Raw genomic sequence first — 21,649 nt, 5'->3', positions numbered from 1 at the left:
CGAAACAAACCGAAGCAGAAGCCTACAATTATCAAATAAAGAAACAAAACTCAAAAATACAATCTACAACATCTATCGATCAACTCAAATTCAATAAAAATGAGGATTTCTACAAAGCCTTATTATATAAACATCGTTATAAAAAATTGAAATGAAAAAAAGAAAAAAGTGAACCTAATTGACGAAGTTCACCTGCTCCTCAGTGACTAATGTATAGTCAATCAATTCTTCACCGTCAAGATTCTCCCTGTTCAGGTCCACGCAGGTAATCTGTGAATTGCTATATGTCCTGTAGTAGAGAAGTCCCTTATGGGTATTGTAGCATGAAGAATAGATTGTGTATTCATAAAGGTCGGGGTCTGATATGAAGGTACATCCATTCTGCTGTTCGACAGATTGCAAAATGTGGAAAAACTGGCTAACACTACTGGCTTCATCTACATGTGAGTATGAATTTGCACGTGTAAATGCAACTTTTGCAAATCTTGATGAAGATGACAAATCACCCGGCAGTCCGATGGCACCCATGCCCCTTGAATACTCATCCAGATCGAATGACCTTGAGAATGTGTCTTCCGGATTTTTGACTGAGAGGCTTCTGTAGTTGTTCAGCGAGAACAATTGCTTGTCGAAAGGAGGATTGTTAGTTAAAACTCCCACAGGATTGTCATAGACTTTAAGCCCGTCGGCCATTGGCTCGACTACAATCGCTTCGCCTGTGTTGTCTGAAAGCATCCAGTGCAGCGGGGACAAAGGCAGCTCGTCTGCAAAGTCTATGTTGACGAGATTGATCTTTTCAAGAAGATTTCTTGCCTCGGCCACGCTTTCGGCGCATCCCAAAAGATATGGAATCAGCTCGAACGGGGTTATGTTTATCATATCATCCTTAACGTCATCCTGATAGACCGCATTTCCGGCAAAGTTCAGACCTGCTATGGCAAGACCTTTCTCATTGCATGCATCATAGTACAGAGGATAGCCGTCGACCCCTGCAGCTATTCCGATGATTGCATAATGTGTTTTGATGTCATCTATTTTCCTGAACTTGAACTCATAGTTTCTAGGTGTGACTGTCACCCTTTCATTGTATGAAATCTCATAGTCAAAGTTGCGGCCGAAGTAATGGTTTTCGGTTATGTAATTGCTTGCAGTACACATGTCTTCACCTCATAAGTAATTTGAGTAATTCAGTGCCCTGTTCTTGATATCGCTGAACTTGTCCTCAACCAACAGTTCTCCGTTTTTGAATACGCACCTGAGATAGTCTTCACCTTCGCTGTCGATAGGCACTGTCCTAAATGAATGTTTATCTTTGATTAACTTAAACTTACCGATTTTTGACTTTTTGCTTGAGTCAAGCGGATTCTTGAAAATGTCATGCCATTGGCCATCCCTAAGCTGTGCGGAACATTTGAATGCATTTCTTTGAGTGTCGCGGTTTACTGTGCTGTGGAGTCCGCCGCCCATACCGAATATGATGTTTTCGGCTGCCCATCCGTTGGATTTCATTGCAAAGAGGATGTCCCTGATTTTCTGATAGTCAAGGCCGTCACCCCACAGAAGGCCGATGTTGAGGTCAAATACCTTATAGCCTTTCTGGTTTGGGTGGCTTCCGAAGCCATCTGAGAGCAGATTAAGACAGTCAATGGTGGTTGACACCGGCTCTCCGCTGTCGGGCCTGAAGACAACCTTGTTTCCTTCAACGTCGAGAAAGCTCATGATGGCATCGTTGAGCTCTGTGCCGCTTTTGCCGGCTTCAGTGAGGAAGTTTCTGTAGTTGTATGAATCGATAACCATTGACAATACACCATCCCTTGCCTTGTCGATGACATTTAAAACCTGTTCAAACTCACCTTCCGGACCAAGTGATGTCATGACGCTGTGCTCTGTTGCCTGAACGGAAAATCCATAAACGTTTGGATTGTTGTAGTAGTTTTGAGGAATGGCAAGTGCAGGGATTGTGTCGGTTCCTGAAAAGCTGAGCAGGTGTGCTGAGCCGGCAAGCATGGATGACTCTGTTGAGGTTGCACCCCTGTATCCGAAATCGTGGAGCATAAAATCGAGATTGTCCTTGGAAGAACCTGTCACCTCAAGATAGAAGTTTGAAAGCTTCCTTACCTCCGCAGAGAGTGTTGCAACGGTTGAAGGATACCATACCTGCAAAAGCAATGATTCCAGATAGTTCGGAAGCCAGTATGATTTTTTGTCTGTGTTTTCAACTGTCATCAGCACATTGCTTACATCCACAGGGGTTCCCTCGTGAACTGCCTTAATTTCAATTGGAAGCCTGCCGTCATACTTATCCAAAATGTATTGCCAGCCATCCCTGTTGAATATTCCCTCGCCAATATGTGTGGAAATCAGCTTGTCCGCTTCGTCTATTTTCTCTTGTGTTACAACTTGACCTTCCAGATACTTTTTGATGACGTATTGCAGTCCATAAAAGATGGTCTTGTTGAATTCAGCGCCCACCCTACTTTCAAGATAGGAATAGATCTTTTCTGTTCCCTTCGGGTAGAAATAGTGATGGGTTACCTTATAGCTATCAGTCAAAAGACAAATGTTGTTCTCTATCATAATATCACTTATAAGATGTTAATATGTTGTTAATAAAATATATAGTTTACTGACAGAACAAGAAAAAATAATAAAAAAAGAAAAAAAGGATTTATATGTAGCTTTCATCCTTTTTTCTGAAGTGTGCCTGCGGGTGATCGCATAACGGACATACTTCAGGAGCATCGCTTCCATAATGGATGTATCCGCAGTTATTGCATTACCATGCAATTTCTTCATCTTTCTTGAAGACCTTGCCTGCTTTGATCTTGTCGGATAAAGCATTGTACCTTTCTTCATGAGCCTTTTCGGTAGCTGCAGCCAAATCAAACAACTCAGCAATGTCATCCAATCCTTCTTCACGTGCTTCAGCTGCGAAGTTCTTATACATTGAAGTCCATTCCTCATGTTCTCCTGCAGCCGCATCGGCAAGGTTGGTTTCGGTGTCAGGCACTTTGCCGCCGTGCAATAATTTAAACCATATTTTGGCATGCTCCTTTTCATTGTCTGATGATTCCTGGAAAATGTCCTTGATTTCCACATAACCATCCTTTTTGGCCTGGGAAGCATAGAATTCATATTTTACACGTGCCTGGGATTCGCCTGCAAGTGCAGTCATTAGATTCTGTTCTGTTTTGGTTCCTTTTAAATCTGCCATTTTTATCATCTCCTAAAAAATAGTATTTAATAAATTAGTATATAAAGATTTGGTGATTGGCCGGTAACTAAAAAAAAAGAAAATAAAAGAGTAAAATTATTTGTAATTTTGAGCTCTTTCTTCAAAGTGTGCTTTTGGCACTCCACAAACCGGACACATTTCAGGTGCTTGAGGACCTTTGAAAATGAATCCGCAGTTTTCACATTTCCATTCAATTTCCTCTTCCTTTTTGAATACAGATTCTGCTTCAACATTTGCAAGCAAGGTTCTGTATCTTTCTTCATGTTCTTTTTCGATAGCACCTACTTTTTCAAATAGGAATGCTAATTTAGGAAATCCTTCTTCCTTTGCAGTTTCTGCAAATTCCTTATACATGGAAGTCCATTCTTCGTTTTCACCATCTGCAGCTGCATTGAGGTTGGCTATTGTGTCTGGAATTTCCTCATCGTGTAAGAATTTAAACCAGATTTTAGCATGTTCCCTTTCATTTTTGGAAGTTTCCATGAAAATGTCATGGATTTGAACATAGCCTTCTTCTTTTGCTTTTGCTGCAAAGTATTGGTATTTGGTATGTGCTTGTGATTCACCGGCAAATGCCGCTTTTAAATTTTCTTCAGTTTTTGTACCTTTTAAATCAGACATAATAATACAACTCCGATATTAATTATTATAATTATCATTGAATAAAAAGTTTTTTAAACGAATTTCTATGAAATTTTTTGCATATCGAAAAAAAAAGAAAAAAAATAGCTTAAAAAATTAAGCTATATCTGAGTAAAGTAATCCGGTTGCTCTTGAAGAGAAGAAAATCAAGTATGGAGTTACTATAATGGAAAGAATACCAAATCCATTAATATAACTATTTAATCCGGATATTACAGCATTAATAACTGCCATTATTACAAATATTAAAATTATAACTGCAATTACTTTTCCATAACCTATTCTTCCAATATCTTTAAATGCTTCAGGAATGTTTAAAGCATCCCCAAGGCTTCCGGTGTTGGCAAGTCTTGACTGACCCATAGTTTCAATGAATGCAAAGATTACGAACAGTACAAATGCAATAATCATTACAATAGCTAAGGTAGTTCCGAAACTTATGATTAAGGATTGTGGAACAACATTTTCAAATACAACTGTTGTATTGGCCGGAGCGGCCATTGATGCGTTCATCATTTTGATGAACATTGTCTGAGCCATTCCGAATAAGTTTGTAGCCCATGCAATAATCAAGACAATGATTGCCGGAATTATATAGTAAACAATATTAACAATCAGATACTTGACACCTATTATCATGTTTTCTTTCCAGACAAATTCCGGTGCCCTTTCGGTATGGTCTATTCCGGACTTTATAATACTTACCTGATATCCTATGATTATAAATCCTAAAATTAGGGCTGCAATCAATACAATAATGCCCAAAATAAGCCAGATAGCTGAGTCAGCTATTCCTACTGCGATTAATACAAATCCGACAGCCGCCAATAACACTGCAACAACTGTAAATACAATGAATATTGCAAGTTTTGCAAAATCGTTTGAAGGGAATATCATACCCTCTTTAATAATTTCCATTATTTCCATGTTATCACCATTTTATTTAAAAAAATCACTCCATTATGAGTTATTGATATTTATTGATGTCCTGATATATTAATGTTATTAAAAAATCAGTTTTAAAGTAATAATGGAAATGTAAGATAAAAATTGCAAAAAAAGAAAAGAAAAGAAGATGAATGAAATTATTCATCCACACCGAAGGATTTTTTAAGCAAGTCTGCGTTAACAAATCCTTCCTTATAAATTTTACCGGTGGTTAAATCATTGATTACAACTTCTGCAGGAGCAAACATTCCCTTGTCGATTTGGTAGAAGTCAAATCCGGCTTCCTTAAATACGTCGAAGAACGGTTTGCCATATCCATCAGCAGCGGAAGACGGTAACTGGGCTGCCACATCAGCAATGTCATCACCTTCTTCAGATTCAACATAGTAGTAAGTTCTTCCACCAAAGAGTACTGCATCGTTGGTTTTACCCATAGCCTTAAGTCCATCCGGATCAACAGGTGCGATTGGGGCAATACCTGCAGCATGCTTTACTTTGGTCACATCAAATTTGATGAACTCCAACATTTTGTAAGTTCCGTTTTCAACTACCCTTCCGGAAATTTGAATGGATCCAACGAGAGAAGAAGTAGGAGCTACAAGAAGGTAGACATCTTTGACATCAACATCACATTCATCGGCAATATATTGTGCAACTTCCTCACCAGGCAATACATCAGCTTCCAAAGTCAGGATAGCCAAATCCGCATCCTTGTCCTCATATCCAATTTCTTCATAGGTTTCTGCAGGTTTTAAAGCGATTGCTCTTGCAGGTCCTGAGCCTAATGCAAAGAAATCACCAACTGAAACGGACCATCCTGCCTTTTGGGAACCCAAGGTTGAAATGGAAGGTGCGTCAGTTTTGATTTTTACTGAAGGAAGAGCGAATTTTTCAGACAAATCTCCAGGAATTGAAATTCCCACATCTGCAAGTCCGCCAAGACAGACTTTAGTATAAAGTTCTCCTGCCTTAAAGCTTCCATCCACATTTACACCACAGTCAATGACAGTAGCACCATTATCTAAAGTTGCAACAGCGATGTTTAATTCATCCGCTTTTTCAATCATTACATCTACGGTTTTTTTAGCTTCTACGTTTACACTTACCATAGTTTAACCTCTATAAAATATTAACTTAAAATGAATTAAGTTATTAAATAAAAGTTTATTGTTATTATTATTTAAAAGTGTCTAAATGAATCTGAAAAAAGAAAAAAATTGCAGAATATTAACATCCAACTAACTGTTTTTTCACCCTAATGGCACGAATATTGCCATAATAGCAGCCAACCCCCGATGCAACAGGCGGAACACCTAAACAAACAATATTGCAAATATCCTCCGGTTCATTAAAATTGCCTCCATTAATATAAAACATCTTTAAAATGATATGGATAAAAAGCTAAACCAGGAGTTATAATATTGAATTAATATCATAAAATTGCTTCAAAAATGAAAAATTGATGTTAAAAATAAAGTAAATTTAAAATAGAAAATAACAAATACATATTATCACAAATATGACCCAGCACACTTGCGAAATATTAAAATAGATTGAAAATCAATGTTCAATCAACAGAATAAGGTGGTGAAAATATCTTGCAAAACTTTGATGAATTAATAATTCACAACCCGGAACCATACAAATCAATATACCGATTCATTAAAACAGAAATCATGCCAAAATATCCCTGCCTGACCACTTGTTTTCAGGATAATTTCGATGAAGAGGGAAACCCCCGAGTTCAATATTATATAAGATATGCTGCAGATTTGACTATTAAACAAGAAGATGATCTGTATTTGAAAATTTTAAGGGACATTAAGGAATTCTGCTCCCTAACAGGCATAGAATATAATGAGGATTTGGATATAGACATTCTATTACTCATAGATGGTGGTTACAATGAAAGAAAATGATTTTGAAAATATCGAAGCTGAAGAATTCTATAATCTTGCCTATGAATTAAACATTATCAAAAAGGATTTAGAATCAACAAATTCTTCAATTAATCGAACAATATACGTGAGAATATACTATTCAGTATTTCTTTTTTTTGCGGGAATGGCTAAAAAAGTTTAGTAATTACCAATCATGGCCTAAAGGAGAACATACAAGACTAGCCAAATATATCAGGTTTCATGGTCCATTTGATAGTGAATTCAACGAAATAATCTATCGTAAGTTGATTCGTCTAAAGAAACTAAGGAATCAATCAGACTACAAACTGAAAGTTCCAAAAAAATATTCAGCCAACTACAACAAATGGGATTTTACAAGCATCAATTCCGCATTTCAGATTGCAGAAGAAATTATTAAACCATTTATGGAATTAGAATTAAATTAAAACCTGTCATAATGAACCTTGGACTCATCATATCTAAGCTTAACTTCACCTTCACCTTCGGGCCAGCCGACACAGATTACGGAAAACGGAATGCAATGGTCTGGAATGTTAAGATATTCCTTCAGCTTCAAGGTCCTGTCTTCAATCGGATGAAAACCCAACCAAACTGCACCTAGCCCTTCATGGGTTGCCTGAAGCAGAATGTTTTCGTTGCAGGCTCCCAAGTCCTGCTCGATCATGCGAATAACCTTCGCCTCATTCAAATTCCCCAATGTAACAATCAAATGGGATGCCCCGGCTGCAGGCTTTGCAAACCTGTGCATCCGGGAAATTGCCTTTTTATCTTCACTTTCTGATACGACAATGAACTCCCATGGCTGGGAATTGCACGAGGAAGGTGCCTGCATTCCTGCCTTCAGGAGTTTTTCAATCAGTTCATCCGGAACCTTTTCATCCTTAAACTTGCGTACGCTGCGCCTTTTGAAAACAACACTCATCTAACCACCAAACAGCTCCTCAATCTCCTCTCTAACAAACGGATAGTCATTCACATCAGTCAGGATGTTCACCTGATCGCTGTATCTGATTTGGAAATCCTCACTCGGAATCACATACTTGCCGTTCCTGATTACGGACACTACAATCGCATTTTTTGGAAAGGGAATGTCCTTGATTTTGAAGTTTATGTAGTTGCAGTCCAGAGGAACAACATACTCAGACAGGACATGCTTGGACGGTTTTTTGACAAATTCCCTGTTTTTAGTCAATAACAACCTGTCATACAATGATTCATAAATCGGTTCATTGCCCAAAAGTGTCGGAACCACATAGGCTATCAGGGACACGATTATCATGGCCACCAGCGACTCTGTCGAACCGCTCATCTCGGCCAGAAGGACAACACCTGTAATCGGGGAGCGGACGGTTGCGGCAAAAAATCCTGCCATTGAAATGACAATGAACTTGTAAATCAAATCATGCTCGAATCCGAATGCCGGAACGACAACGCTTCCAAATACTGCACCGATATAGGCACCCAATACCAAAATAGGCAGAAATATGCCACCAGGTGCGCCTGATGAGAATGAAAACATTGAAAAGAGGTATTTCAAAACCAGCAATAACACCAACACACCTAAAGAAGGAATGGCCACATCCAACATGTCCATCATAAAGTGTCCGCCATCGCTTATTTCCGGAATCAGAAGCGCAACCACACCGGAAACCATAAACACCAACACAAATTTAAGCCATGAAGGAATCTTCAAATTGGAAACAAAATCGGATGATTTTATCATTCCCATATTGTAAATGTAACCTAAAAGGCCAATCAATAAACCTAAGACAATCAAAATCCAATAGGATTCAAGAGGGATGTTGTAAATTGGAAATGTAAGTGCCGTGGATTGGCCAAATATCGCCTTTGATATGAAATCCGATACGATAGCTGACACCAAAGCGATGAATACCAAAGTCTTGTCGAATCCATGGTTTATCTCTTCAAAGACAAATATCACACCGGCCAATGGTGCGTTGAATGCAGCCGTAATACCTACGGCAGACCCGACAAGAATCAATCTCAACTCATCGGTTTTGGATCCCTTGAACAATCGTGAAACACCCTTTCCTGCCATACCTCCAATCTGAACTGACGGACCTTCAGGACCTAATGACAGCCCGCCCAAAGCGGTTAAAACGCCGGCAGCAATTTTGGAAAACAAAACCTTTGCCCAATTCGCTTCCATATGGCCTTTCACCTCAGCATATATCTGAGGTATTCCGCTTCCGGCAGAATCGGCTTCCCATTTGGTTAGCCAGTCCACCAAAAGACCCATGATGGCCAGGGCAATGAAAAATAGGATAATGTAGAATACATTCCCATGTATTACACTCAAATACTCTCTTAAAACATGTTCTGAGCCGTAAAGCAGGTATCTGTATAAGCATACCATCAATCCGGCAAATATCCCTACCATAACTCCCTGAACTGTCAGGCGGAAAATATATTTGGGGTTTTCAACCACAGACCTCAATGTTTTTTCAAGAGATTTCATTACTAAATAATTTGTTCCAAATCATATAAATCATTTACAAAATCTCTGATATTTTTTCGACCGCTGGTGTTAAATATAATTAGCTAAAACTACAAAAATATCATACAACATTTGAAGGAGGGACATCAGCTGAATATATTCAACATATTGTATCAAGTCGATTCTGTAATGTACTTTCCCATCCTCATCATTGTCATGGCAATAGCCGGACTATACTTTACCGGCAAGACACGGGGAGTACAGATTAGACTGTTTGGCGAATCTCTCAGAATTATTCTTGAACCGCCGGATGATGAAAATTCAGTGTCTTCCCTTCAGGCAATGCTCGTATCCACCACTTCACGGGTGGGGACAGGCAATATCGTAGGCGTGTCCACAGCAATCTGTCTTGGAGGTCCCGGTGCCTGCTTTTGGATGTGGCTGATGTGTATCATCGGGGCATCCTCAGCATTCATTGAAAGCACGCTAGCCCAGATCTATAAAAGGAAAGACCATGAAGGCAGCTCCTATGGCGGCCCTGCATACTATATCGAACAGGGCCTGAACAGACCTAAATTGGCAATTGTATTCTGCATATTCCTAATCATGACCTATGCTATGGGATTCAACCTGCTGTGCTCATACAACCTTCAGTCAACATTCATTGACTATTCATTTTATAATCCGAATTCAACTCCCCTCATCATAGGTGCCCTTCTAGCCATCACAACAGCATACTGCCTTCTTGGTGGCGGAAAAAGAATCATCAAGATAACCGGTACTGTCGTGCCCTTCATGGGAATTTCCTATATCGTCGTGGCCTTAATAATAATCCTAATGAATTATCAAAACATTCCTGCAATGTTTTACCAGATATTCCAGGATGCCTTTAATTTCCAATCAATCTTCGGCGGCGTTGCCGGCTCATGTATGGTGTACGGAATCAAAAGAGGACTATTTTCAAATGAAGCGGGTGTGGGATCTGCACCAAACGCCTCGGCTTCTGCAAACGTGTCACATCCAGCAAAGAGGGACTGGTGCAAACATTATCCGTCTACATCGACACATTGCTTCTATGTACAGCCACTGCATTAATGTGCCTATCCACAGGAGTGGCACGAAATGCAATCGTTGCAGGTGCCCCATATGTGCAGAACTCCATTCAAACGGTATTCGGCACTGCAGGCCCAGTGTTTATCACTGTTGCAATGGTGCTTTTCGCATTTACAACTTTGATTGGAAACCTCTATTATGTAGACAATGCCCTAATATTTTTAAATAAGAAAAATAAACCTTCACAAAGATTCATGCACATATTCTACGTATTAGCTTCCGCAGTAATATTCATAGGCGCCATAATTCCAATGGATGCTGCCTAGGCAATTGCAGACATTACCATGGGAGGCATGACTCTCATCAACCTGCCCGTTTGTGTGATTTTAAGTAAAATCGCCATTGATTGCCTAAAAGATTACGAAGAGCAAAAAAAAGTTGGGGAAAAATCCTGCTTTCAAGGCAAGCTCCGTCGGATTTGGTGAAGATGAATTGGATTTCTGGAAATGAGCAATCATTTTCCATGACCCTTTTTTTACAAATATTCTAGTTGGAAATAACATCACGTTTTGAAAAGTAGATGCGTCATGCTAGTGATATGATAATATGCAAGAAAGGATGAATTTAATAAGGTTCATGATTAGAAACTATCAAATTATGTGGCATTCATTAAGCAGATGATACGGTTAATTCAACTGTGAAAATTATTAAACTTTTTAATCTACGACCATCACCATCAAACCGAAAAAATATAAAAAAAGGATAAGGAGAAAAAAATAATCTCCTTTTAAATCTAAAAAATCACCGTTTTTTACTGCCTGATCAACGTATTACCACACTGGCAGTTGTGCTTGAAGCACCATATATTTCTGTGCCGGCACATGAGATTGCCGCAGTGTAACTGCCCGCAGCAAGATTCTTAAGGGATGCTGAAATCCTGCCGCTGGCATCTGTCTTAACGGTCTTGTCAATATCACCTAAGACCAGATGGACTTTAACGCCAGCAAGCGGATTGCCGTCAGCATCCTTCAAAGTGACATAGAACCTGGTGTTGGCACCCTGGTCTGCAACAATATCTTTTGCTGTCAAAGTGGTAGGGATCTTATTTACTGTTACTTTTGCAGTTGTGCTTGATTTAGAATAGGCATCGTTACCTCCATAGGAAATCTTTGCAGTATATTTGCCTGGAGCTAAAGACAAAGTGGAAACAGAAATTCTTCCCTTAGTGTCTGTCTTAACTGTTTTGTTAATGCTGCCCAATACAACATTGACTTTACCGCCTGTGATGATATTATCATTTGTATCTTTTAATGTCGCATATAATCTGGAACTAACGTTATACTCAGCAACAACATCATTAGCTGTCAATGAGGTTCCAGTTTTTACCAAAACGTTAGCAGTAGTTTTTGAACGACCATAAATATTGTCACCAGCAAATGTGATTACAGCAGTGTAATTACCTACATCCAAATTCTTAGTACTAGCGGAAACTCTTCCTTTAGCATCAGTCCTAACATTCTTATTGATATCGCCTAAGACCAGATTGACCTTAACACCAACAATAGGATTACCATCCACATCAGTTAAAGTAGCATACAATCTGGAACCGACATTATAAGTAGCAACAACATCTTCAGCAGATAAAACAGAAATATGTTTCACAAATACATTGGCAGTGGTTTTTGAAGAATCATAAAGATTGTTACCAGCAAATGTGATTACAGCAGTGTAATTACCTACATCCAAATTCTTGGTGGATGCGGAAATTCTACCCTTAGCATCAGTCTTGACTGTCTTGTTAATAGTGCCTAAAACCAAATTGACTTTGACGCCAGCGATTGGATTGCCATCAGCATCTTTTAAAGAAGCATAGAACCTGGAACTGCTATTATAATCAGTAACCATATCATTAGCATCCAATACGGCTTTATCCCTCACCATTACATTAGCTGTAGTGCTTGATGGAGCATATATTTCATTACCTTCAGTTGAAATAAAAGCAGTGTAATCTCCTATGGCCAAATTCTTAGTTGATGCAGAAATCCTACCCTTACTGTCAGTTTTAACTGTCTTATTGATAGTGCCTAAAACCAAATTGACTTTAACACCACTAATGGCATTACCTTCCATATCTTTTAAATAAACATAATACTTATAACTGCTATTGCAAATAACAACAACGTCTGAAGCAGTTAATACAGTTTGAGCTTTTACCAATACCTTAGCAGCAGCACTTGAACCGAAATATATTTTATTTTCTGCAAATGAAGCAGAAGCAATGTAATCGCCTATGGCCAAATTCTTAGTTGATACAGAAATACTGCCGTTAGCATCAGTCCTGACAGTCTTTTTAATATCACCTAAAACCAGTTTGACTTTAACACCAACGATAGGATTGCCGTTGATAAAATCTGTTAGAGTGGCAACAACCTTACCAGAGGTATTATATGGAACAACCACATCAGGAATTGTTAACCAAGTACTAATTTTAGTTATAGTAACTTTGACTGTATTATTTGAAGGGCCATGTTCAGCATTTCCAGCATAAGAGATAGTGGCCAGATATTCATTTGGAATCAAATCAGTTGGAATAGCAAGTGAAACTTTCCCATTGGAATCGGTTTTTAATGTATATTCCACATTATCCAATAAAATAGAAATTTGCTCCCCAACTAAAAGATTATTAAGACGATCTTTTAAGGTTGCAACTAATTTCTCATCACTACCATATGTACAATATACACCATTAGAACTAATAGATGTCTGTATTTTTTCCAAAAGAGGATATGTACTATACCAATCAGAACCATTATTTGCAACACAACCTTCAAAAGTTGAATTAATTAAACCACAATTTTTTGAAAAGTAAATTCCGCCACCACACTCTTCAGCATGACAATTCACAAATCTAGAGTTGATAACCCAAATATCATGAGAATTATTATCAATATAAATCGCACCGCCATCTATCGCAGAACAATTTATAAAACATGAATTATCAATACTTTTATAATACTTATAACAATAATAAACAGCGCCGCCGCGCTCACCAGCAGAATTATTAACAAAAGTACAATTCACAACAGAACTATCATACATAGCACCACCATTCAGACCAGCTTTATTATAATTAAATGTACAATTCACAGCAGAACCACCACTCACAGCACCACCATTATATGCAAAATTATTAACAAAAGTACAATTCACAGCAGAACCACCATACATAGCACCACCATCACCACGAGCGGAATTACTAACAAAAGTACAATTCACAGCAGAACCACCACTCACAGCACCACCATCATATGCAGAATTATTAACAAAAGTACAATTCACAGCAGAACCACCATACATAGCACCACCATCACCACGAGCGGAATTATTAACAAAAGTACAATTCACAGCAGAACCGTCCCTCATAGCGCCACCATTATATGCAGAATTATTAACAAAAGTACAATTCACAGCAGAACCACCACTCACAGCACCACCATCACCACGAGCGGAATTATTAACAAAAGTACAATTCACAGCAGAACCACCATACATAGCGCCACCATTATATGCAGAATTATTAACAAAAGTACAATTCACAGCAGAACCACCATACATAGCACCACCAAAACCAAACTCATATGCTTCATAATCTTCATTAAAGTGACCTAAAGCAGAACAATTTATAAAACTACAATTCACAGCAGAACCACCATACATAGCACCACCATCACTAGCAGAATTATTAACAAAAGTACAATTCACGACTGTGCACTTACCTTTAATAACACCACTAGATTCAATAGTATAACCATTTACAAAAACAATATCATAGAATAGTACATCACCTTCATCTTCCATACAATATAAGTTGAAAATGCCGGCAGTGTTATAACCATCAATTGTATAACCCTCACCATGAATAGTCACAGTACGATTAACAACAATACCATCAATAAAACTAGAGTCATATAACAAATCAAAAGTATAATTAGTATCTAAAAATATATCTCTTTGAGTATTGTTATTTATTAATTTATTTAAATCCACAAATGATTTTGCGTTTAACCAAGTTACATTATAAGTATCATTTCCGTTAGGTGCATAATTATTGCTAAATCTAGAACTAGTTGATACTTTAGAATTGTATACTGCTCCGCCATAACAAGTAGCATTATTATAATTAAAAGTACAATTAGTAACTCTTCCAAGACACATTGCTCCCCCATTTATTGCGGAATTATATTCAAATAAAGAATTTCCAACTAAAGTATCATAAATCGCACCACCATCCTGATTTGCATGATTTCTTTTAAAATTAGAATTAATAGCTGTACCATTATACATTGCTCCCCCATACATTATTGCAACATTATAAACAAAATTACAAGTATCCGCAGCCGTATTATATGTAGCACCTCCGGAACTTGCAGAATTATTAACAAAAGTACAATTTACAGCAGAACCACCACTCACAGCACCACCATTATATGCAGAATTATTAACAAAAGTACAATTCACAGCAGAACCAATATACATAGCACCACCAAATTCACCAGCAGAATTACCAATAAAAGTACAATTCACAGCAGAACCACCACTCACAGCACCACCATTATATGCAGAATTATTAACAAAAGTACAATTCACAGCAGAACCATCCCTCATAGCGCCACCAGCACCACGAGCGGAATTACTAACAAAAGTACAATTCACAGTAGAACCACCATACATAGCACCACCACTACCTGCAGAATTATTAACAAAAGTACAATTCACAGCAGAACCCTGATACATATACATAGCACCACCAAACTCACCAGCTGAATTACCAATAAAAGTACAATTCACAGCAGAACCATGATTACCTCCACTAATCGCACCACCATAACTAGCAGAATTATTAACAAAAATACAATTCACAGCAGAACCATCATAAAGAAAACTATTATACATGGCAGCACCATGACGTGCAGAATTACCAATAAAAGTACAATTCACAGCAGAACAATCATACATAGCACCACCATAACTAGCAGAATTATTAACAAAAGTACAATTCACAGCAGAACAGTTACCGCTAATCGCACCCCCGTTGCCACTAGATCTACAATTCACAAAATTAATATTGTTAAAAATTACATTAGATGATGTAATTTCAAACGCTCTTGCTTGATCGTTTCCATTAATTGCATATCCATTTCCATTAATTACAATGCTTTTATTAATGATGATTCCATTTTTATAATCAGAATCATCATCACAATATGTATAATTTCTATTTAAATTCAATTCAATATCGGCATTAGCTATTTCATTAGCCAAATCTATGAAAGTTCCCAAATTATTTACTTCTAAAATTTCTTCATCATTTCCAACACCGACCGCTTCGTCAGCTATTCCTTCGACACCCACAACATCACCTGTAGCATTGTCTGCTGCGCTGACTGCAGAAACAGCCATCAGACTTACAAGAAATATTGCCAGTATAACAAATTTTTTCTTAAACAATTTTTATCCTCCATTTTAAAGTCTTTGATTGATTGATATTTATGTTAAACATGCCTATTAATACTTAGGGATAACAACAAGCATCAGAATTTAAAAAAACACCCTGTTCCAATATTAAATGAATTAAACGAGTAAATAAAAAAATAAATAATGAACTTAACAATTATTGTAAAATAAACATTACAAAATTAATATTGAGTTAAAAAAAAATGAAAAAAATGAACATTAAAAAAAGAGAAAAGATTAGAATCGCAATCCGAATTCAAAACAATTCAATTTGAACTTCTTAACATTAACCTCGGCCTGTAGTCATTCAAAAAAAATAACTTTCCAAAACGCTTGCATATATAATATTTAATTTATTAAAAAAATAAAAAATTTGAGGAAAATCCTCAAAGATATGAATGATTTAAATTATTTACTCACTGACTGAAATCATGTTGTGAAAGCGAATCAAATGATATGTCGGGGTTTTGAATGGAAACCCTCGAAAGGATTTTCATCATATATGAGTATTACCTGAATTACCAATACTTTATATTCAACTGCTGTTTTCGTTTTTGTTTTAGCTATTTCCAAAAATAGGGAGAATACTAATCCGAAACTTAAAGGGCTGTCCGCTTCTGTATTTGGAATTTATATGATTCATGTTTTCTTCTTAGAATTAATTCTGCAAGTAATATATCCTTATTCACAGTTCGCTATGCAAATACCAATAGTTTATCATATTATGGTGTTTACAGCAGCATTTGCATTGTCTTAAATTAAGGTATTGTTGGTTTCTAAGATCAAGTATGTCAAAAAGATATTCTATTTGAAGTAGGAGCCGGCTCTCCCATTTTTTTAAATCACTTTTTTGCAGTTGAAGATGCAAATAATATCTTGCGGTCGAAAATGTTGTTATAGGGGCTTGACCTACAATTTTTGAAATCATATTTAAATAATATCATGACCATATATAAATCAATAAAGGTGATTGAGATGGGTCATCCGAAGGGAATATATTTATTATCGTCAACTGCAATGCTGGAAAGCATGAGCTATTACATTTTTGCCGGGCTGCTGGTAATGTATATGATTGACGTGCTGCATTTTACGGATTCGTTTTCCACCAGCCTTTTCGGCATAGCCTTCGGTTCGACATATGTTCTCCAGATGGTCGGAGGATATGTATGCGACAGATATCTGGGCAACAGAAAAGCAATTATTTTCGGAATTTCACTTATCGTCATTGCGCAGCTGATTTTTTCATATGATGCCAGCCTGTTTGCCCTTTCAGCAGGTGTCCACGAACATGCAATTCTTCTCTTCACTTATCCTGAAATTGTCTTTTTGGCGGGTGTGGCCGTGATGGCAGTTGGTGTCAGCTTCTTTAAGGTCAATATCGCCTCTTTCATGGACCAATTTTACAATGAAGGGGAATCAAAGCTTATCGATTCGGCATTTTCAATCTTCTATCTCTTCATCAATGTCGGAGGGCTCATAGCTCCCCTGTTAATAAATTCCGTTGTCGGAGTGCATCATCCCGAACTGTATCAGTACGGATTTCTCATAGGTTTTGCAGCGATATTCCTCGGACTTCTGGTATTTGCAATGGCTGGAAAAAGGTTTTTCCGCTCACCTGATGGCGAGCCGCTTGGGGTCGAGCCAAGATTCAAGACTCAGGCAGCCGCTGCAGAGGACACAGGCAAATTAAGCAAAGCCGAGATTGACAGATTCAAGGTAATCATTGCAATACTTATTTCGGCCTTTGTTTTCCAGTTGTTCTGCCAGCAGGTCTACACTTCAATAATACTTTTCGCCGAAAGCAATGTGAACAATGTCATTCCGTTCATAAACCAGGAAGTGGCTCCTTCATTTTACCTGTCCCTGAATCCCCTGTTCATAATATTCCTGACTCCAGTCTACCTAAGGATATTCAATTCAAGGGAGATTTCATCAATCACTAAAATCGGCGTCGGCCTGCTGCTTTTGGGAGCGGCATATTCCGTTCTTTTCATAGCAATGGGCACTGTTGGAAGCGGCATGAAACTGAGCATGTATTGGGTGTTCATGTTCAACTTCTGTCTGGTCAATTCTGAAATGCTCACAATGCCAGTTACCTTAAGTGCAATAACAAAATTGACTCCTGAAAAGTATGTCTCTTCCATGATAGGAGTATATTACGTCACCTTCAGCATCGCCTCAGTGATTGCAGGTGCATGTGCGTCCGCATTTCCGAATGACACTTCAACAATGCTGTTCAATATCATTCCGATTGTAAGTCTTCAGGAATATTTCATAATCTTTGCGATGCTGGGATTCGTTGCCGGTGGAATCTGGATGATCTTTAGAAGAAGAATGATTCGAATGTCAGAGGGGATATTGTAAAGAACGTGATGGCATTGATAATTATCATGTTTTTAATTGGGAAGATGGTAAACAATTATTATAATTAATTATTTTAATGCTTCAACCATTAATCCCATCACTATGCTTATTGTCATTAATAAATTTTTTATCCAATTAGCTTGTTGCGTATATAGGGAAGCCTATGTTCTAGTTAGAACTTCTCCATGTGTTTCCGCATTTTGCACAGCGGATGAAGTTGGTTGGTGCCTCATCGGCCGATCTTGTTTGCACAGTCCACCAGTATCCCTTTGTCCCGCCGCACTTGTAGCAGGTTATTTTTGTTGTGGGCAACAATATGCTATCGTCATCGATTTCGATTACCTTCTTTTCAGGCATTGTTTCCCCTTCCATCATATACTGATCCTCGATATCCTCGAAACTCAATGACTTTTGAAAGCCACATCTACATTCAACCTTGCCGTCTTCAGGCATTAGCATCGCACCACATTTAGGACAGAATTCCATGTTATAAAACACCACTAAAAATCAATAACTATCAATATAATCAATCAGGTAAATAAAATATTCGGTTGAACTATCCTTTCCGATAGTCCAGATAATTAACGATTAAAACAAACACGCCGAATATGGTCAGGTAAAACTCCTTATTCAGAACTATTTCAGATCCGATGCCGAAATATCCCCAGCTTGCCAAGGCGTGTGAATGAGAAATCGAATCGGGACCGAAACATTGCGGAATCAAATAGATAAAGACAACACTATAAATTGCAATGAAAATAATTGCCAAAACAAATCGGGAATAGTTGTTTGGAACGATTTCATTGTCTATTAAGAGATTGACGCCGTATGCCGCAAACACATACATTCCGAACAATGCCGAAAGATATATCAGGTCTTTAATCTTCAATGAATCCAAACCGATATAGAGCAGCAGCGTGATTAGGATGGATGCAATGAACGCTAAAATTGTATATCTTAAAAAATCGGCAATTCCCATCTATTCACCCAATCCAAGTTCCTGTCTATAGAGAATTACATTGAAGAGTATCATGATCAATGCAAAAACCGTCAGATAAAATAGTGTGCTCAAGATGAAATCGAATTGTGCGCCGTTGAACACGAATGTTAATGAATCGGCTGCATTGAATCCGTCATGACCGAATATCAGCGGCATTACCGCCATGAATATGACATCAAACACCATTATGAAAATCAGCAGATACATGAATCTCTGTGCATTGTTGTCTATTTCCCTTGCATCAATGAGAATCTCCATTCCATAAACGGTTAAAAAGTATAATCCAAATAGATTTCCAATGTATAAAACTTCATTAAGCTGAAATGTAGCTAAAAAATAGCATCCTACCCCCGCAATTATCAAAGCGGATGCAAAATTAAGCAGTATTACCCTCAGGAAATTTTTTCTAACCATCAAATCACCAAATCATGTTCCAATGAAAAACACTGAAAGAATCTATTCTACACTAATATATTTTGATTTAATAGTATATAAAAATTGATTAAAAAAAAGTTTGAATGTGAAAGGACTATCCTTCCACCATAATCAGCTTGCCCGTTGCAGGGTCTTTGTAAACCTTACCCATCTCAGTATATCCCTGACCTGTTGAATTTGAGGTGTCAGGAGTTTCATTCAACTGCTGGCCCTGGTCAACTTCAGTCGTTTCCTTTTGTTGCATCTGATCATGAATTGAAGCATTTGGGTCTATCATTGCCTGCATATTCCAGCTTATGATAACAAAAACAAGAAATCCGACAGCGATAACAAGCATTGCATCTACAAGGTTGGATGTACCTGCCATCGGGTCTTCTTCAACTCTTCTTGACCTTCGTCTACCGCCTTTCCTTACCATAAAATCACTATCAAGCCATATAATCTAAAACTGAATCAATCAATGCATCCAAATCAGATAAATAACGGTCATACCATCCTGACCTTATTTTTCCGATGACATAACATAAAGCACCTGAACCGATTCCAACAATGGTTGTGTTGAAGGCAACGGTCAGTGAGCTGGCCAAGGTATTGATATCGCCGGCACCCAAAGCCGCAAGACCAGGTCCCATCGGGATTAAGGTACCCATCAAACCGAGTGTTGGTCCAATACGGGTGATAATGTCAGTTTTCTGTAATTTATCCATTGTCTTTTCTTCTTCAAATTCGAACAATTTACGGGCCAGGGCTTCTCTTGAAGTCTTTCCCAAATCCTGAGATGATGCGATTTCCATCAAAACTTTCCTTTGTGATTTCGGGATTTTTGCATTTGAAATAATGTCCTTCAACTCTTCAACAGAACCTGCCGCATTAATTTCATAAATCAAATCTCTGATTGTTCCAACAGGAACCTTGCGTCTTGATGTATACTCCGCAATCAAGCCACCCAATGCAATGATGGAAATGATAACGATTATGAGCAGAATAACCAATACCGGAATGGTTAAACTTTGTGAGATTACATCAAGAGAACCTGTCAAAAACTCTCCGCCAGGAATGTTTAAAGCCATATTTTTCACCTAATTATTCTAAAATATTACCTCTTTTGCTAATGACGACTCCCCCAACAATCAGGATGGCGAATGCCACAATTATCATGAGGATATCTTGAGGGGAAGCGATTGTTATAGGAGTTGAGGTTTTTGATAAAACTCCTGCGATGTTCGGTATCACTATTGCTGAAAGCAGGAAGTATGCACCTAAAAGCAGCATGAAATTGCCCAATACGACAGGGTATGGCTTTTTGATAAACCTTATTATAGTATTTGATGCAAAATAAGTTACAATCATGACGCCGACTAAAGCGGCGGCCGCATACCAGCTCAAGTTAAGTGAACTAACGCCAATGGTTGGAGCCACTACCAGAACGCTTGCAATAATCGAACCAAAACAGCATGGACAAGGAGCGATGATGGCCAGAGAAGTTGCAGTGGAGGTATTCTTGTCATGTATTTTCCACTCCCTTATGGTAACCAAACCTGCAATGATCATGATTGAAGCCATTATGATATAAAAAATTGTATTATAGCTGTAAATGGCCTGAACCAACTGTTCGGCATATAATGAAGCAATTGCAGATATTACAACCACTCCGCCTCCGTATAATATGCATATTACAGCAAACAATTTCTTTGACAAATTGGCCAATCCGGTTGCAAGTCCGATTTTAATACCGAAAACCATGACGGATGCAAAAATACCAACTTGCCATAAAACACTCATCATATCCATATTAAATTCCCCTTATCAATTTAAATTTAATCATTACCAATTAAATATTACTCCAATGTATTATATAAATAGTTATTGAATTTCGATGTGTATCAAGTTAACATCAATAATAATTTTATATCCCAATAATTAAATATCTTTCCATTTTGGATAATATAACATAAAGTAAATTTTAAAATCAATTTCAATTGATTAAACCAAAAAAACAGATGTTAAATATCAAAATTCGAATTAAAATCAGTGTTATCCCATTGAATATTGAAAAAAAAAGAAAAAAAATATTTCAC

18 protein-coding genes and 2 pseudogenes are annotated in these 21,649 nt (G+C 37.7%); 5 read left to right on the top strand and 15 right to left on the bottom strand.

The annotated features are described in order from the left end of the window. Positions 1-174 precede the first annotated feature (174 nt). The 6 genes and pseudogenes from bsh to mch all read right to left on the bottom strand — a co-directional run bounded on the left by bsh (position 175) and on the right by mch (position 5,934). Positions 175-1,158 (bottom strand): choloylglycine hydrolase, encoded by a 984-nt coding sequence (bsh, locus tag ACKI4K_RS05145; protein WP_407422939.1) that lies wholly within the window; start codon positions 1,156-1,158, stop codon positions 175-177. Between the two features lie 9 nt (positions 1,159-1,167). Then, complete coding sequence (locus ACKI4K_RS05140) at positions 1,168-2,577, bottom strand: nicotinate phosphoribosyltransferase (RefSeq protein ID WP_407422937.1); 1,410 nt, start codon at positions 2,575-2,577, stop codon at positions 1,168-1,170. Positions 2,578-2,668: 91 nt separating this feature from the next. After that, positions 2,669-3,214, bottom strand: a pseudogene (gene rbr, locus ACKI4K_RS05135) (rubrerythrin). A 96-nt stretch (positions 3,215-3,310) separates the two neighbouring features. Further along, complete coding sequence (gene rbr, locus ACKI4K_RS05130) at positions 3,311-3,856, bottom strand: rubrerythrin (protein ID WP_407422935.1); 546 nt, start codon at positions 3,854-3,856, stop codon at positions 3,311-3,313. 117 nt (positions 3,857-3,973) lie between these two features. Next, positions 3,974-4,804, bottom strand: coding sequence for a DUF4013 domain-containing protein (locus tag ACKI4K_RS05125; protein WP_407422933.1), 831 nt, complete (start codon positions 4,802-4,804; stop codon positions 3,974-3,976). A gap of 158 nt (positions 4,805-4,962) precedes the next feature. Further along, on the bottom strand, positions 4,963-5,934 hold the full coding sequence (gene mch / locus ACKI4K_RS05120; RefSeq protein WP_407422931.1) for a methenyltetrahydromethanopterin cyclohydrolase: 972 nt from the start codon (positions 5,932-5,934) through the stop codon (positions 4,963-4,965). Positions 5,935-6,423: 489 nt separating this feature from the next. Between mch and ACKI4K_RS05115 the strand changes: the two genes are divergently transcribed. From ACKI4K_RS05115 to ACKI4K_RS05105, 3 genes are read left to right on the top strand one after another with little or no spacing between them, the layout of a single operon-like run. Next, positions 6,424-6,744 carry a hypothetical protein gene (locus tag ACKI4K_RS05115; RefSeq protein ID WP_407422929.1) on the top strand — a complete coding sequence of 107 codons (321 nt, stop codon included), beginning with the start codon at positions 6,424-6,426 and terminating at the stop codon, positions 6,742-6,744. Beyond that, entirely contained in the window at positions 6,731-6,907 is a 177-nt protein-coding gene (locus tag ACKI4K_RS05110) for a hypothetical protein (RefSeq protein WP_407422927.1), read from the top strand. The genes ACKI4K_RS05115 and ACKI4K_RS05110 overlap by 14 nt, the downstream gene beginning before the upstream one ends. Beyond that, the gene (locus tag ACKI4K_RS05105) at positions 6,882-7,172 is read left to right on the top strand and encodes a hypothetical protein (protein WP_407422925.1); all 291 of its coding nucleotides are present in this window, start codon (positions 6,882-6,884) and stop codon (positions 7,170-7,172) included. The genes ACKI4K_RS05110 and ACKI4K_RS05105 overlap by 26 nt, the downstream gene beginning before the upstream one ends. On the opposite strand, the gene ACKI4K_RS05100 is transcribed toward ACKI4K_RS05105, so the two are convergent. Together ACKI4K_RS05100 and ACKI4K_RS05095 are read right to left on the bottom strand one after the other, a co-directional pair. Next, complete coding sequence (locus ACKI4K_RS05100) at positions 7,169-7,669, bottom strand: nitroreductase family protein (protein ID WP_407422923.1); 501 nt, start codon at positions 7,667-7,669, stop codon at positions 7,169-7,171. The genes ACKI4K_RS05105 and ACKI4K_RS05100 overlap by 4 nt on opposite strands. Next, positions 7,670-9,226 (bottom strand): ClC family H(+)/Cl(-) exchange transporter, encoded by a 1,557-nt coding sequence (locus tag ACKI4K_RS05095; protein WP_407422921.1) that lies wholly within the window; start codon positions 9,224-9,226, stop codon positions 7,670-7,672. Between the two features lie 168 nt (positions 9,227-9,394). Between ACKI4K_RS05095 and ACKI4K_RS05090 the strand changes: the two are divergent. After that, positions 9,395-10,743 (top strand): annotated as a pseudogene (locus ACKI4K_RS05090) (alanine/glycine:cation symporter family protein). A 337-nt stretch (positions 10,744-11,080) separates the two neighbouring features. On the opposite strand, the gene ACKI4K_RS05085 reads toward ACKI4K_RS05090, so the two are convergent. Next, complete coding sequence (locus ACKI4K_RS05085; RefSeq protein WP_407422919.1) at positions 11,081-15,766, bottom strand: Ig-like domain-containing protein; 4,686 nt, start codon at positions 15,764-15,766, stop codon at positions 11,081-11,083. Between the two features lie 981 nt (positions 15,767-16,747). Here ACKI4K_RS05085 and ACKI4K_RS05080 point away from each other — a divergent pair. Next, positions 16,748-18,136: a peptide MFS transporter gene (locus ACKI4K_RS05080; RefSeq protein WP_407422917.1), complete on the top strand. Its 1,389-nt coding sequence runs from the start codon at positions 16,748-16,750 to the stop codon at positions 18,134-18,136. Positions 18,137-18,304: 168 nt separating this feature from the next. On the opposite strand, the gene ACKI4K_RS05075 is transcribed toward ACKI4K_RS05080, so the two are convergent. From ACKI4K_RS05075 to ACKI4K_RS05050, 6 genes are all read right to left on the bottom strand, one after another. Further along, on the bottom strand, positions 18,305-18,622 hold the full coding sequence (locus tag ACKI4K_RS05075) for a transcription factor S (RefSeq protein WP_407422915.1): 318 nt from the start codon (positions 18,620-18,622) through the stop codon (positions 18,305-18,307). Positions 18,623-18,692: 70 nt separating this feature from the next. After that, positions 18,693-19,115 carry a hypothetical protein gene (locus ACKI4K_RS05070; RefSeq protein WP_407422913.1) on the bottom strand — a complete coding sequence of 141 codons (423 nt, stop codon included), beginning with the start codon at positions 19,113-19,115 and terminating at the stop codon, positions 18,693-18,695. Then, positions 19,116-19,550, bottom strand: a complete 435-nt coding sequence (locus ACKI4K_RS05065; RefSeq protein WP_407422911.1) for a hypothetical protein — start codon at positions 19,548-19,550, stop codon at positions 19,116-19,118. Positions 19,551-19,665: 115 nt separating this feature from the next. Further along, positions 19,666-19,989 carry a DUF2149 domain-containing protein gene (locus tag ACKI4K_RS05060; RefSeq protein WP_407422909.1) on the bottom strand — a complete coding sequence of 108 codons (324 nt, stop codon included), beginning with the start codon at positions 19,987-19,989 and terminating at the stop codon, positions 19,666-19,668. Between the two features lie 10 nt (positions 19,990-19,999). Then, positions 20,000-20,641: a MotA/TolQ/ExbB proton channel family protein gene (locus ACKI4K_RS05055; protein WP_407422908.1), complete on the bottom strand. Its 642-nt coding sequence runs from the start codon at positions 20,639-20,641 to the stop codon at positions 20,000-20,002. Between the two features lie 13 nt (positions 20,642-20,654). After that, positions 20,655-21,362: a DUF2162 domain-containing protein gene (locus ACKI4K_RS05050; RefSeq protein ID WP_407422906.1), complete on the bottom strand. Its 708-nt coding sequence runs from the start codon at positions 21,360-21,362 to the stop codon at positions 20,655-20,657. Positions 21,363-21,649 lie beyond the last annotated feature (287 nt).

The sequence above is a fragment of the Methanobrevibacter sp. genome (assembly GCF_045644645.1).
Lineage (GTDB): Archaea > Methanobacteriota > Methanobacteria > Methanobacteriales > Methanobacteriaceae > Methanocatella.
This window is presented reverse-complemented; position numbering and strand designations above follow the sequence as displayed.

Excerpts from the sequence above, each read along its gene's own strand:
- bsh (WP_407422939.1), bottom strand. The coding sequence starts at position 1,158 with ATGTGTACTGCAAGCAATTACATAACCGAAAACCATTACTTCGGCCGC.
- ACKI4K_RS05140 (WP_407422937.1), bottom strand. The coding sequence starts at position 2,577 with ATGATAGAGAACAACATTTGTCTTTTGACTGATAGCTATAAGGTAACC.
- rbr (WP_407422935.1), bottom strand. The coding sequence starts at position 3,856 with ATGTCTGATTTAAAAGGTACAAAAACTGAAGAAAATTTAAAAGCGGCA.
- ACKI4K_RS05125 (WP_407422933.1), bottom strand. The coding sequence starts at position 4,804 with ATGGAAATAATGGAAATTATTAAAGAGGGTATGATATTCCCTTCAAAC.
- mch (WP_407422931.1), bottom strand. The coding sequence starts at position 5,934 with ATGGTAAGTGTAAACGTAGAAGCTAAAAAAACCGTAGATGTAATGATT.
- ACKI4K_RS05110 (WP_407422927.1), top strand. The coding sequence starts at position 6,731 with ATGAAAGAAAATGATTTTGAAAATATCGAAGCTGAAGAATTCTATAAT.
- ACKI4K_RS05100 (WP_407422923.1), bottom strand. The coding sequence starts at position 7,669 with ATGAGTGTTGTTTTCAAAAGGCGCAGCGTACGCAAGTTTAAGGATGAA.
- ACKI4K_RS05095 (WP_407422921.1), bottom strand. The coding sequence starts at position 9,226 with ATGAAATCTCTTGAAAAAACATTGAGGTCTGTGGTTGAAAACCCCAAA.
- ACKI4K_RS05080 (WP_407422917.1), top strand. The coding sequence starts at position 16,748 with ATGGGTCATCCGAAGGGAATATATTTATTATCGTCAACTGCAATGCTG.
- ACKI4K_RS05075 (WP_407422915.1), bottom strand. The coding sequence starts at position 18,622 with ATGGAATTCTGTCCTAAATGTGGTGCGATGCTAATGCCTGAAGACGGC.
- ACKI4K_RS05070 (WP_407422913.1), bottom strand. The coding sequence starts at position 19,115 with ATGGGAATTGCCGATTTTTTAAGATATACAATTTTAGCGTTCATTGCA.
- ACKI4K_RS05065 (WP_407422911.1), bottom strand. The coding sequence starts at position 19,550 with ATGGTTAGAAAAAATTTCCTGAGGGTAATACTGCTTAATTTTGCATCC.
- ACKI4K_RS05060 (WP_407422909.1), bottom strand. The coding sequence starts at position 19,989 with ATGGTAAGGAAAGGCGGTAGACGAAGGTCAAGAAGAGTTGAAGAAGAC.
- ACKI4K_RS05055 (WP_407422908.1), bottom strand. The coding sequence starts at position 20,641 with ATGGCTTTAAACATTCCTGGCGGAGAGTTTTTGACAGGTTCTCTTGAT.
- ACKI4K_RS05050 (WP_407422906.1), bottom strand. The coding sequence starts at position 21,362 with ATGGATATGATGAGTGTTTTATGGCAAGTTGGTATTTTTGCATCCGTC.